Origin of the sequence: Micromonospora sp. NPDC050495, from assembly GCF_040655175.1 — a bacterium.
Classification (GTDB): domain Bacteria; phylum Actinomycetota; class Actinomycetes; order Mycobacteriales; family Micromonosporaceae; genus Micromonospora.
Genome location: NZ_JBFAJK010000090.1, coordinates 1 through 11,804 on the forward strand (window position 1 = coordinate 1; position 11,804 = coordinate 11,804).

Annotated in this window: 13 protein-coding genes; 5 read left to right on the plus strand and 8 right to left on the minus strand. The window is 74.7% G+C overall.

The annotated features are described in order from the left end of the window. The first annotated feature begins 678 nt into the window (after positions 1-678). A complete protein-coding gene (locus AB0I11_RS33500) occupies positions 679-999 on the plus strand; it encodes a multidrug efflux SMR transporter (protein ID WP_357329821.1) in 321 nt (106 codons plus the stop codon). Positions 1,000-1,198: 199 nt separating this feature from the next. On the opposite strand, the gene AB0I11_RS33505 is transcribed toward AB0I11_RS33500, so the two are convergent. Next, positions 1,199-1,711, minus strand: a complete 513-nt coding sequence (locus AB0I11_RS33505; protein ID WP_357329824.1) for a GNAT family N-acetyltransferase — start codon at positions 1,709-1,711, stop codon at positions 1,199-1,201. Between the two features lie 63 nt (positions 1,712-1,774). Between AB0I11_RS33505 and AB0I11_RS33510 the strand changes: the two genes are divergently transcribed. From AB0I11_RS33510 to AB0I11_RS33520, 3 genes are read left to right on the plus strand one after another with little or no spacing between them, the layout of a single operon-like run. After that, positions 1,775-2,374, plus strand: coding sequence for an HAD family phosphatase (locus AB0I11_RS33510; protein ID WP_357329826.1), 600 nt, complete (start codon positions 1,775-1,777; stop codon positions 2,372-2,374). A gap of 57 nt (positions 2,375-2,431) precedes the next feature. Then, complete coding sequence (locus tag AB0I11_RS33515) at positions 2,432-3,730, plus strand: MFS transporter (protein ID WP_357329829.1); 1,299 nt, start codon at positions 2,432-2,434, stop codon at positions 3,728-3,730. Positions 3,731-3,742: 12 nt separating this feature from the next. After that, complete coding sequence (locus AB0I11_RS33520) at positions 3,743-4,276, plus strand: GNAT family N-acetyltransferase (RefSeq protein ID WP_357329831.1); 534 nt, start codon at positions 3,743-3,745, stop codon at positions 4,274-4,276. Positions 4,277-4,280: 4 nt separating this feature from the next. On the opposite strand, the gene AB0I11_RS33525 is transcribed toward AB0I11_RS33520, so the two are convergent. From AB0I11_RS33525 to AB0I11_RS33545, 5 genes are all read right to left on the minus strand, one after another. After that, positions 4,281-4,538 (minus strand): UBP-type zinc finger domain-containing protein, encoded by a 258-nt coding sequence (locus tag AB0I11_RS33525; RefSeq protein ID WP_357329833.1) that lies wholly within the window; start codon positions 4,536-4,538, stop codon positions 4,281-4,283. Continuing rightward, a complete protein-coding gene (locus AB0I11_RS33530; RefSeq protein ID WP_357329835.1) occupies positions 4,535-6,115 on the minus strand; it encodes a Na+/H+ antiporter in 1,581 nt (526 codons plus the stop codon). The genes AB0I11_RS33525 and AB0I11_RS33530 overlap by 4 nt, the downstream gene beginning before the upstream one ends. 37 nt (positions 6,116-6,152) lie before the next feature. Further along, entirely contained in the window at positions 6,153-7,118 is a 966-nt protein-coding gene (locus tag AB0I11_RS33535; protein ID WP_357329837.1) for a TIGR03885 family FMN-dependent LLM class oxidoreductase, read from the minus strand. An 84-nt stretch (positions 7,119-7,202) separates the two neighbouring features. Then, the gene (locus AB0I11_RS33540; protein ID WP_357329839.1) at positions 7,203-8,615 is read right to left on the minus strand and encodes an NADP-dependent succinic semialdehyde dehydrogenase; all 1,413 of its coding nucleotides are present in this window, start codon (positions 8,613-8,615) and stop codon (positions 7,203-7,205) included. Between the two features lie 12 nt (positions 8,616-8,627). After that, positions 8,628-8,891 carry a DUF6343 family protein gene (locus tag AB0I11_RS33545; protein WP_357329841.1) on the minus strand — a complete coding sequence of 88 codons (264 nt, stop codon included), beginning with the start codon at positions 8,889-8,891 and terminating at the stop codon, positions 8,628-8,630. A gap of 195 nt (positions 8,892-9,086) precedes the next feature. Here AB0I11_RS33545 and AB0I11_RS33550 point away from each other — a divergent pair, with 195 nt between their 5' ends. Beyond that, entirely contained in the window at positions 9,087-9,932 is an 846-nt protein-coding gene (locus tag AB0I11_RS33550; protein WP_357329843.1) for a GDSL-type esterase/lipase family protein, read from the plus strand. A gap of 5 nt (positions 9,933-9,937) precedes the next feature. Here AB0I11_RS33550 and AB0I11_RS33555 read toward each other — a convergent pair whose 3' ends face one another. Continuing rightward, positions 9,938-10,675, minus strand: coding sequence for an EcsC family protein (locus tag AB0I11_RS33555; protein ID WP_357329845.1), 738 nt, complete (start codon positions 10,673-10,675; stop codon positions 9,938-9,940). A 129-nt stretch (positions 10,676-10,804) separates the two neighbouring features. Then, positions 10,805-11,677 carry a peptidase M23 gene (locus AB0I11_RS33560; RefSeq protein ID WP_357329847.1) on the minus strand — a complete coding sequence of 291 codons (873 nt, stop codon included), beginning with the start codon at positions 11,675-11,677 and terminating at the stop codon, positions 10,805-10,807. Positions 11,678-11,804 lie beyond the last annotated feature (127 nt).

Genomic DNA, 11,804 nt, shown 5'->3' on the forward strand with positions numbered 1-11,804 from the left:
CCGCCCTTCCCCACCGCCCTTCCCCACCGCCCTTCCCCACCGCCCTTCCCCACCGCCCTTCCCCACCGCCCTTCCCCACCGCCCTTCCCCACCGCGCCTCCGGCGCTTCCCCACCGCCCTTCCCACCGCGCCCCGCTGCGCTTCCCTACCCTCGCTTCCCCGCCACCTTTCCCGGCGGCCAGCGCAGCCGGCCAACGCCGCCAGCTCCGGGGTCGAATAGCTCCGCCGTCGGCCAGCCGGGCCAGCCGGCGATGTTCCCTTGGGACGCTGTCGACCTGATGTCGTCAACGACTCAGCCGTGCCGCCGACCGGGCACATCGTCGACCAGGTCAGGCCGCAAAAGGGGTCAAACAAGGCGTCGCGTCGCCGTGGTTGAGTCGATCGTGATATCAGCTCGACAGCGTCCCTGAACCCATGTCGGCGGGCAGAGTGCCAACCTGGGCCGGGACGGCGAGATCCGGGCCACCAGCCGCCGAGATCCGTGCCGGCAGCCGGCAGGACCCGGGCCACCAGCCAGCAAGACCCGGGCCACCAGCCGACGAGATCCGAGCTGGCAGCCGGCAGGACCGGGCCCTCAGCCGGCAGGACCCGGAGCGCCAGCCGGCAGGACCCGGGCCACCAGCATGCCGACATGCCGACTTTCGGCACGCCTGACCTGCCCACCGGTACGGTCCCCGGGTGGCGTACCTCTTCCTGCTGGGCGCGATCACCGCCGAGGTGATCGGCACCAGCCTGCTCAAGGCGACCGACGGCTTCACCCGGCTCTGGCCCACGCTCGGCGTGACGGTCGCCTACCTGTTGTCGTTCGGGCTGCTCTCCCTGACGGTCAAGGACATCCCGGTCGGGGTGGCGTACGCGATCTGGTCCGGGCTCGGCACCGCCGCGATCATGGCGATCGGCGCGGCCTTCCTCGGCGAACCGCTGAGCGTCACCAAGGTGGTCGGCGCCGGCCTGGTGATCGCCGGCGTGGTCGTGCTCAACCTCGGCGGGGCGCACTGACCACAGCGGCGGTGAATCGCGTTCGATCACCGAAAGCCATGGTCGACCGTTACCTCCGTCGCGAGTTGCGCACCCCGAGACCGGCCGCCGCGACGATGAGGATGATCAGCACTGGCCGGGTCCGCACGTCGGTCCGCCCCGGTCGCTCCTCAGCTGCCTCGCCCGGCGCGGCCGGCGCTCACCCGGCGGCGGCAGGCAGTCACCCGACCGGCCGGCGCATGGCGATCCGGTCCGCCGGGTCCAGCCCGAGTGCCGCCTCGGCCGCCAGCAGCCGCGCCAGCCCCGGGGTCACCTCGTCCCCGGTCAGCTCGCGGAAACCGAGCCGGGCATAGTACGGGCCGTTGAACGGCACGCTGCGAAACGTCGTGAGGGTCAGCGCCGGCAACCCTCGCCCGGCCGCCCAGCCGGCGACCTGGTCGAGCAGCCGCCCGCCGATCCCCCGCCGCGCGAAGGCCGGGTCCACGCTGAGCTGCTGGACGTGGGCGGATCCGTCCACCACGTCGAGCACCGCGAAGGCGACCGGCCGGTCCCGGGCGTCCACCGTGACCCACACCCGGCCGGCCCGTTGACGCTCGGCGAGCGCGTCCAGCGGCATCGGCGGCATGTCGGCGACCTCGATCATGCCGATCTCCCGGAACGGCGCCCCGGACGCCACCTCGATCCGCTGCACCTCGGTCAACTCGTCGGCCCGGGCGATTCTGCTGTGCTCCACAGCTGCCGACCCTGGCAGAGCGGGCCCCGGCCGGGCGAACGGATTTCCGCGTACCCTGCAGCGGTGGTCCTGACCCTGCCGCCCGGCGACTTCCGCGCGTACCTGTTCGACTGCGACGGCACCATCGTCGACTCGATGCCCCTGCACCACCGGGCCTGGTGCGCCGTGCTGGGCGAGTGGGGCTGCGAGTTCCCCGAGGAGCTGTTCTACGCCTGGGGTGGCCGTCCGGTCGCCGACATCGTCGCCGACCTCAACGAACGGCACGGGCTGGCCATGCCCGTCGAACTGGTGCTGCGCCGCCAGGAGGAGCACTACCGGCGCGGGCTGCCCGGGGTCGCCGCGGTGCCGGAGGTGCTGGCGCACATCGAGGACGCCCACGGGCGGGTCCCGTTCGCCGTGGTCTCCGGAAGCACCCGCGCTTCCGTCACCACCTCGCTGCTCGCGCTCGGCCTGCTCGACCGGTTCGAGACGCTGGTCTGCGCCGGGGACTACACCCACCCCAAACCCGACCCGGAGGGCTACCTGATCGCCGCCCGGCGCCTCGGCGTCGCCCCGGCCGACTGCCTCGTCTTCGAGGACACCGACCTCGGTGTGCGGGCCGCGACGGCGGCGGGCATGGCGGCGGTGCTGGTGCCCCGACCCGGGCAGCGCGCCCACGTGTGACCCGGGTCGCGTCCGGCGGGACACCGGCCGCACCCAGGGCTGCCTAGGGTCGGTGGCATGGCCGCCGACGGGGACGCCGCCACCCGGCGCGGGTGGCGCGGGCGGCTCGGCGCGTCGCCGATCCCGGCGCCCGGCCCGCTGCGCATGCTCTCCCTGGCAACCCTCGCCAACACGGTGGGGTCAGGGCTCTGGCTGGCCGGCGGACCGCTCTACCTGACCCGCGACGTGGACCTCTCCCCCGCCTCGGTCGGCGCCGGGCTCACCGTCGCCTGGCTGGTCGGGCTCACCGCCAGCGTGCCCCTGGGCGCCCTGGCCGACCGCCGCGACCCGCGTACGCTCCGCGCCGCCGTCCAGCTGGTCCAGGCGGTCGCCGCGGCGGGATACCTGCTGGTGGACTCGATGCCGGTGTTCCTCGCGGTGGCGATCCTCGAGACGCTGCTGGCCTCCGGCAACCTGGCGGTCCGGGCCGCGCTGGTCGCCGCGGTCGCCGGTCCGCACGGCCGGGTGCACGCCTTCGCCACCCTGCGCGCGGTGGCCAACCTGGGCATCGCGGTCGGCTCTGGGCTGGCCGCGATCGCGTTGGCTGCCGACAGCCACCGCGCGTACCAGGTGCTGGTCGTCGGGAACGTGGCCACCTATCTGCTGTCGGCGGCGCTGCTGCTGCGACTGCCGGCCTACCCGCCGCGCCCGCCCGACCCGGCCGTCGGCCGACCGCGACCGGGCCGGGCGCTGCGCGACGGCCGGTTCCTCGCGGTGAGCGGGGCGTCGGCGCTGCTCACCCTGCACGTCACGGTCATCAGTCTGGTGGTGCCGCTGTGGACGGTGACCCGGGCCGGCGCGCCGCCGCCGGTGGTCTCGGCGGTGCTGCTGACCAACACGGTGCTCACCGTGCTGCTCGCGGTACGACTGAGCCGGGGCGCGGACACCGCCGGGCCCGCGGCCCGGAAACTGCGCCGGGCCGGCCTGGTGCTGGCCGCGGCGACCCCGCTCTACGCGGCGACCGCCGTCCTGCCCACCCTGGCGGCGGTCGCGCTGCTGCTGGTCGCCACGGCGGTCTGGACGTTCGGCGACCTCTGGCACGCCGCCGGCGGCGCGGGCCTCGCCTACGACCTGGCCCCGCCGGACGCGGTCGGCGCCTACCAGGGGGCCGACGGGCTGCTCGCCGGCCTGGCCCGCGCGGCCGGCCCGGCGCTGCTCACCCTGCTGGTGCTCGACGGCGGAGTGCCGGGCTGGCTGGTGCTCGGCGCGTTCTTCGCCGGCGTCGGCCTGGCCGCCCCGGCGCTGACCAGGTGGGCGCTGGCGAACCGGCCGGACCGTCGACGGGTGGCCGCCGACCGTCCGGCCGCGCCGGTGTAGCAGCATGGCGGCATGACCGACCAGCAGACCATCGCCATCCGCCCCGGCGGCCCGCAGGACGCGGCCACCGTGCTGCGGCTGCTCGACAGCGCCACCGCCTGGCTGGTGGCGCGCGGCCGGACCGGCCAGTGGGGCACCGAGCCGGCGTCGACCGATCCGCGGCGGATCGCGCAGGCCGACGCGTGGGCCGGCCAGGGCGGGCTGCACCTGGCGACGCTCGACGACGCCGTGGTGGGCGCGCTGGTGGTCGGCGAGGCCACCGCCTACGTGCCGCCGGCCACCGAGCCGGAGTTGTACGTCAACCTGCTGGTGACCGACCGGGCGTACGCCGGTCACGGGATCGGCGCGCGGCTGCTCGGGTACGCGGCGGAGCTGGCCCGGGAGCGGGGCGTGGGCCTGCTGCGGGTGGACTGCTACCGCGGCGACGACCGGGCGCTGGTCCGCTTCTACGAGGGCTGCGGGTTCACCGCCACCGAGCCGTTCACGGTCGACCGGCCGGGCCGGGAGCCGTGGCCCGGCCAGGTGCTGGAGCGCCGGCTCGGCTGACGGCTCAGCCGATCTCCTCGTCCACGAAGCACCAGCGCCAGGTCTCCCCCGGCTGGACCGACCGCATCACCGGGTGCCCGGTCGACTCGAAGTGCTTCGTGGCGTGCTGGTACGGCGAGGAATCGCAGCAGCCCACGTGCCCGCAGCTCAGGCAGGCGCGCAGGTGCACCCAGTCGGGGTTGCCGATGGCCACGCAGTCCGGGCACTCGGTCGTCGTCTTCGGGTCGGCGTCGCCGACCTCGGTCAGGTGCTGGCAGCTCACTCGTCGGCCTCCACTCGCAGCAACGACTCCTCCAGGTCCAGGTCGCGGTAGGCGCGCACGAGCACCTCCTCCGGAATCCTCCCGGAGTCGCGGGCCGCCCGGAACACCTCCCGCTCGGCGTCAATCATCTCCTGCCGCAGCCGGCCGTACGCCCGGGAGGGGGTCTCCCGCGCGTCGCCGCCGAGCCGCTCCCAGGCCAGGTTGGTGCGGCTCTGCACCAGGCCGCGCAGCCGCTCGACGACGGCCTCCGGCGCCCCGTCGGCGAGTTCCTCGAGGCGTTCCCGGGCGGCCCGGCCGGCCTGCTGCTGCACGGCGGCGGCGGAGAGCGCGTCCTGCACCGGGTCGTCCGGCGGCAGTTTCGCGACCCGGGCCACGGCCGGCAGGGTGGCGCCCTGCGCGACCAGGGTCACCACGATCACCGCGAAGGCCAGCCAGATGAACAACTGCCGCGGGTACTCCCGCCCGTCGGCCAGGGTGAGCGGCAGGGCGAGCGCGGCGGCGAGGGTGACCACGCCGCGCATCCCGGCCCAGCCGATGACCAGCGGGACCTGCACCGGGACGGGGGCCTCCCGGCGGCGGGCGCGGGGCACCAGTCGGCCCAGGTAGGTGGCCGGCAGCAGCCAGACGAACCGGGTCAGCACGACGGCGGCCAGCACGGCGGCGGTGATCCCGACCAGCCGGCCGACCGGCTCGTCCAGGTCCCGCAGCACCTCGGGCAGTTGCAGGCCGACCAGCAGGAAGACCAGGCCCTCCAGCAGGAACTGGATCAGCCGCCAGAACGCGCCCACCTGGAGCCGGGAGGCGGCCGACATCAGCAGCGGCTGCTTGTGCCCGATGCCCAGGCCGGTCACCACCACGGCGACCACTCCGGAGGCGTGGATCTCCTCGGCGGCGAAGACCACCGCGAACGGCACGATCAGCGACAGCGCGTTGTCCAGCACCGGGTCGGTGATCCGCTTGTGCAGGTAGCCGAAGACGACCACGCCGAGCAGGCCGACCAGGATGCCGCCGCCGGCCGACACCACCACCTCGCGCGCCACCGTGCCGAACCCGACGTGGCCGCCGGCCACGGTGGCCGCGGCGATCGCCACCCGCAGCAGCACCAGCGCGGTGGCGTCGTTGACCAGGCTCTCCCCCTCCAGGATCGTCACGATCCGCCGGGGCAGCCCGACCCGCCGGGCCACCGCGGTGGCGGCGACCGCGTCGGGCGGCGCCACCACCGCGCCGAGCGCCAGGCAGATGGCGTACGGCAGGCCGGGCAGGAGCAGGTAGAGGACGGTGCCGACGACGAACGCCGTGAAGATCACCAGCCCGACGGCGAGCAGCAGGATCGGCCGCAGGTTGACCCGGAACGCCGGCACCGAGGTCTTCAGGGCGGCCACGTAGAGCAGCGGCGGCAGGATGCCGACCAGCACCAGCTCCGGGTCGAGCCGCACGTGCGGGACGAACGGCAGGAAGGACAGGCCGAGGCCGAGCACCACCAGCAGGATCGGCGCCAGCAGGCCCAGCCGCCGGGCCAGCGCCGCACCGAAGGTCGCGATGGCCAGGACGACCACCACCTCGAACAGAGCTTCCATGGGGTACGAGCCTAGGCGGCCGGCGGCGCCGGCGTGATCACCCGGTGGTCCGCAGCTTCGGCAGCACCTCGGCGGCGAACGTGTCGATGAAGGCGCGCTGCTCCTGCCCGACGTGGTGCAGGGCGATCTGGTCGAAGCCCAGGCCGACGTACTCCTCCAGCCAGCCGACGTGCCGGCCGAGGTCGGCGGAGATGTTCACCACATCGGCGACCTTCGCCGGCGGCACGTCCGCGCTGACCTCGTCGAAGTGCTCGGTCAGCTCCAGATCCCAGCAGACCGGCGGGGCGAAGACGTTGCTGCGCCACTGGTCGTACGCGATCGCCTCGGCGTCGGCCTGCGCGGGCGCCCAGCTGACGTGCACCTGCAGGTGCAGCGGCCCGCGCCCGCCCGCGTCCCGGTAGGCGTCGACCATCCGGCGCAGGTGCGGCACCGGCGCGTTGACGGTGATCAGCCCGTCGGCCCACTCGGCGCACCAGCGGGCGGTCTCCACGCTCACCGCCGCCCCGATCAGGGCGGGTGGCTGTTCGGGTCGGGTCCACAGCTTCGCCCGGTCGACGGTGACCAGGCCGTCGTGGCTGACCTCCTCGCCGGCCAGCAGCGCCCGGATCACGTCGACGCACTCGCGCAGCCGGGCGGCGCGCAGGTCCTTGCGCGGCCAGCCCGCGCCGGTGATGTGCTCGTTGCTCGCCTCGCCGGTGCCCAGCGCGGCCCAGAACCGGCCCGGGTACATCGCGGCGAGGGTGCCGATGGCCTGCGCGATGATCGCCGGGTGGTAGCGCTGCCCGGGGGCGTTGACCACACCGAACGGCAGGGTGGTGGCCTGGAGAGCGGCGCCCAGCCAGGACCAGGCGAAGCCGGAGTGGCCCTGCCGGGCGCTCCACGGCGAGAAGTGGTCCGAGCACATCGCGGCGTCGAAGCCGGCCCGCTCGGCGTGGACGACCGCCGCCAGCAGCTCGGACGGGTGGATCTGCTCGTGGGACGCGTGGAAGCCGAACTCCGTCATGTCCGGCACTCCTACCCACCCGGGCGGGGGTGTAAGCCGGGGCCTCGCGCGGCGCGTCCGGCGCCGGCGCGGCCTCGGCCCCGCTCACTCGGCGTGTGCCCCAGCGCCGGCGCCGGCCTCTCCCTCGCCGACCCAGACGGTCTTGGTGTTGCAGAACTCCCGCATGCCCACCGCGGAGAGCTCGCGGCCGTAGCCGGAGTTACGCACCCCGCCGAAGGGCAGTTCCGGGTAGGAGGTGGTCATGCCGTTGATGAAGACGTTGCCGGCGTCCAGGTCGGTGGCGAAGCGTTCCTGCTCGGCCGGGTCGTTGGTCCAGGCGTTGGAGCCGAGGCCGAAGCTGGTGCCGTTGGCGACCTCGATGGCCTCCTGGTAGGAGGCGACCCGGTAGAGGCCGGCGACCGGGCCGAAGACCTCCTCGGCCCACATCCGCATCCCGGGCCGCAGGTCGGTGACCACGGTCGGCGGGTAGTACCAGCCGTCCCCGGCCGGCTTCTCGCCGCCGCAGAGGATGGTGGCGCCGTTGTCGACGGCGTCCTGCACCTGGGCGTGGATCTCGTCGCGGCCGCGTTCGCTGGCCAGCGGGCCGACGTCGGTGTTCTCGTCCATCGGGTCACCGACCCGCAGCGCGGACATCCGGGCGGCGAACTTCTCGGCGAAGGCGTCGAAGACGTCGGTGTGCACGATGAACCGCTTGGCGGCGATGCAGGACTGGCCGTTGTTCTGGCAGCGGGCCGTGGTGGCCACCTCGGCGGCCTTGTCCAGGTCGGCCGAGGGCATCACCACGAACGGGTCGCTGCCGCCCAGTTCCAGCACGGTCTTCTTCAGTTCCCGGCCGGCGCTGGCGGCGATCGACCGGCCGGCGCCCTCGCTGCCGGTGAGGGTGGCGGCCCGGACCCGGGGGTCGCTGAGGATCCGGTCCACCGCCTCGGAGCCGACCAGCAGGGTGCTGAACGCGCCCTCCGGGAAGCCGGCCCGGCGGAACACGTCCTCCAGGTAGAGGGCGGTCTGCGGCACGTTGGAGGCGTGCTTGAGCAGCCCGGTGTTGCCGGCCATCAGGGCCGGCGCGGCGAAGCGCATGACCTGCCAGAGCGGGAAGTTCCACGGCATCACCGCGAGCACCGGGCCGAGCGGCTGGTAGCGGACGTAGGCGCGTTTCGCCTTGACGGCGGCGGCGTCGGCCGGCTCGTCGGCCAGCATCTCGGGAGCCTTGGCGGCGTAGAACCGGCAGGCGGTGGCGCACTTGGTCACCTCGGCCTTCGCCGCGGCGTACGTCTTGCCCATCTCCGTGGTCATCAGCCGGGCGGTCTCGTCGCGCTCGGCCTCCAGCAGTTCGGCGGCGGCGGTGAGCCAGCGGCCGCGCTGGGCGATGGTGGTCTCCCGCAGCTGCCGGAACGCGAGGTCGGCGCGTTCGATGGCGGCGTCGACCTGCTCGTCCGACATCGGGTCGTACGTCTTGAGCACCTGTCCGGTGGCGGGATTGGTGGTGGCGATGGGCATCTCGTACTCCTGTCACTCGAACAGCGAGTGCCGCACGCCCGGCTGCTCGCGGCGGCGCGCGGCGCGGCGGCGCTGGATGATGATCAGGTCGACCACGGCCACCACGGCGAGGATCGCGCAGGCGACGCCGAGGAAGACCACGTCGGCCCGGAAGGCGAGCACCGCGAAGAGGGTCATCACGACCAGGCCGAAGAGGGCCAGCGCGAGCCGCAGGTTGAGCGCGCTGTACGCGTGGCCGACCGTGCCGCGGGCACGCCGGGGCTGTGATCGCGTCATCCCTTCGGGCTACCCGGGCTCGGGCCGGGTTAACCGCACAACCGCCCCCACCGTGCCACCGGCGCGTGCGGCGGGAGGTTACCAGGGCATTGTTAACGATGGTCGTCGATGCCGGAAGGCCGACAGAAGCGCCGCCGTCACGCTCGGTGTGCATAGGGTCGACGCGCTGCTGCACACCGTCGGACGGGGTTCGCGATGTCTCGACGTGGGGTCACCGCGCTGGCCTGCCTGGCGGCGCTGGTCGCGCTCGCCTGTGACGGCGCCGGTTCCGGCTCGCCCCGGCCGTCCGGCTCGCCCCGGCCCGGCGCCCCGGCGGTGCTGACCGCGCTCGGCGACTCGATCACCACCGGCTTCGGCTCCTGCCTGGTGCTGATGAGCTGCGAGCGCAACTCCTGGTCCACCGGGACGGGCCTGCGGGTGGAGAGCCACTACCGGCGGTTGCGCGAGCGCAACCCGGCGCTGCGGGGCTACAACCGCGCAGCGCCCGGGGCCCGCGCCGCCGCGCTGGCCGGGCAGGCCCGGACGGCGGTACGCGACCGGGCCGACTACGTCACGGTGCTGATCGGCGCCAACGACGCCTGCCGGGGCGGCATCGACGCGATGACCCCGGTGGGCACCTTCCGCGATCAGGTCGACGCCGGCCTGCGGGTCCTGCGCACCGGCCGTTCCCGGGCCCGGGTGCTCGTGGTCAGCGTGCCCGACCTGTACCGGCTCTGGCAGGTGGGCCACACCGACCGCCGGGCGGTCCGCGCCTGGTCCCGGGGTGTCTGCCCGGCCCTGCTCGCCGACGCCACCTCCACCGCGCCCGCCGCGGCGGCCCGACGGGCCCGGTTCCGGGAGCGGATCGACGCCTACAACGGCCAGCTCCGGGCGGCCTGCCGGGCGTACGGGTCACGCTGCCGGTGGGACGGCGGCGCGGCGCACCGGGCCCGGTTCGGCCTGGACCAGGTGAACAGCCTGGACTGGTTCCACCCGAACACCTCCGGCCAGGACCGGCTCGCCGACGTCACCTGGCGCGCCGCGCGCTGGGTCGACGACTGAGGCGGTCAGGGCCGGCGCTGGGTGGGCAGGTTGGCCGGTCCGGCCCGGTAGAGGGCGCGGGCCCGGTCGGCGAGGTCCTTGGTCGCCGAGGAGTTGGCCCAGGTGCCGAGGATGATCGCCGCGCCGGGCACCACCTTCGCGAAGATCCGCTTGGCGGCACGCACCCCGGCCATCTGGGCGAGCCGCACCCCGAGCTGGAGCATCACCCGGCCCAGCGGACGCGCGCCGGCGCGGCCGAAGAGCGCGCCGGCGCGTTCCCGCCCGGCGGCCACCCCGAGGGCCAGCCGGGCGCTCTCGGCGACCTTGTGCACCTTCTGCAACACCAGCAGGTCGGTGGCCCGGTCGGGGTGCCGCGGGTCGACGCCGTACGCGGCGGCCACGTGCAGCACCAGCCGGGCCTGGGTCCAGGCCAGCACGCCGACGTCGATCACCGCGCCGGGCAGGCCGGCCACGCCGGAGACCGCGCCGGAGAGCCGGGCGTGCGTGACGAACCGGCGGGCCGCCAGGTCGGCGAGGTCCTCGGCCGGCACGTCGGGCCGCTGCGCCCGCTGGACGGCGGCCCACTGCGCGGCCTCCGGCCCGAGCCGGCGCACCGCCTCGAGGGCCAGGTGCTCCGGGGCGTACTGGGGGTCGTCCCGCATCCGGTCCCAGAGGGTGGCCGGCGGCGCCTCGGGGGCGTCGACCGGCTCGGCCGGCTGCGGGGGGTCGGTGTGCTCGCCGTCGACGGGGGCGGGGTCGGTCACGAGGGGGCTCCCGGGGCTCGTACTGCGGGGGCGGCGCGGTCAGCGGTCCCCATCATGTGTACCCGGGACCGGCAAACCCCCGGTACCCGGACCGGCCGCCGGGCAACCCGCGGCCGGCCGGGGCGCGGCTCAGGCGAGGATGGCCCCGACGACCTGCGCGGCCCGCCACTCGTGCTGGGCGTACGCGTCGGGGAAGGCGGAGACCTGCACGGCCTGGGCGGCCACGGTGAGCGGCAGGTCCTGCCAGCCGGGGATCTCCTCCAGGGCGGACAGGAACGCCTTGGTGGCGTACTCGGGGTCCATCAGCTCGCGAACGGTGCCCCAGCCGCTGCTCGGGCGCTGCTGGAACAGCCCGACCGAGTCGTGGTCCCAGCCGATGGCCTGGTGCGGGTAGCTCTGCGATTCGGGCAGCACGCCGCTGGCGTAGTTCAGCAGGGTGCTCTCCTGCATGGCGGTGGCCACCGCGATGACCAGGCCGCGGCGCGGCACGCCCATCTCGCGGCCGGCCTGCACGATCTTCTTGGCGTTGTCCATCTGGGTCTGGTCCAGGCCGGCGACCGGGACGATCCGTCGCGGCTTGGGCTTGGCCTTCGGCTTCGGCTTCGGCTTCGCGCTCGGGGTGGCGCTGGGGGTGGCGGTGGTGGCCGCCGGGGTCGGCGCCGTGCGCCGCATGCTCCGGGAGGCGGCGTCGACGGTGGCCCGGTCGGCGGCGTCGGCCTCGACCGAGGGGGCCGGGCGCGGCGAGCCGCCGGGGACGCCGACGCCGACCTGGCTGAAGCCGAGCACGCCGAGGCAGCAGACCGCGCTGGTGGCGACCGCCAGCCGGGTCCGGCCGGGGCGGGCGGCGAGGGGGTTAGCGAGGCCGCCGAGGCGGGTACCGAGGGAGCGTCGAGGGGTGGGACCCTCGGAGCCGGTTGACCGGACGGTGGATGGGGTATCGTCCGAACGGTCAGCCGAACCGCCGAGGCCGTACTGGTCGTCGAGGGTGCCGTCGTCACGCATCCGACGAGGCTAGGCGGGTAATCCCATGATCACCTAGACGAGTAAGTCCTAACTCAAGGCGGGGCTGCGGACGCAGCGAAGGGTGTTGATGATCCGTTTGTGACGACAGACATCAACACCCTTCTCA

Excerpts from the sequence above, each read along its gene's own strand:
- AB0I11_RS33515 (WP_357329829.1), top strand. The coding sequence starts at position 2,432 with ATGGCCGCCGACGGGGACGCCGCCACCCGGCGCGGGTGGCGCGGGCGG.
- AB0I11_RS33520 (WP_357329831.1), top strand. The coding sequence starts at position 3,743 with ATGACCGACCAGCAGACCATCGCCATCCGCCCCGGCGGCCCGCAGGAC.
- AB0I11_RS33530 (WP_357329835.1), bottom strand. The coding sequence starts at position 6,115 with ATGGAAGCTCTGTTCGAGGTGGTGGTCGTCCTGGCCATCGCGACCTTC.
- AB0I11_RS33535 (WP_357329837.1), bottom strand. The coding sequence starts at position 7,118 with ATGACGGAGTTCGGCTTCCACGCGTCCCACGAGCAGATCCACCCGTCC.
- AB0I11_RS33540 (WP_357329839.1), bottom strand. The coding sequence starts at position 8,615 with ATGCCCATCGCCACCACCAATCCCGCCACCGGACAGGTGCTCAAGACG.
- AB0I11_RS33545 (WP_357329841.1), bottom strand. The coding sequence starts at position 8,891 with ATGACGCGATCACAGCCCCGGCGTGCCCGCGGCACGGTCGGCCACGCG.
- AB0I11_RS33550 (WP_357329843.1), top strand. The coding sequence starts at position 9,087 with ATGTCTCGACGTGGGGTCACCGCGCTGGCCTGCCTGGCGGCGCTGGTC.
- AB0I11_RS33560 (WP_357329847.1), bottom strand. The coding sequence starts at position 11,677 with ATGCGTGACGACGGCACCCTCGACGACCAGTACGGCCTCGGCGGTTCG.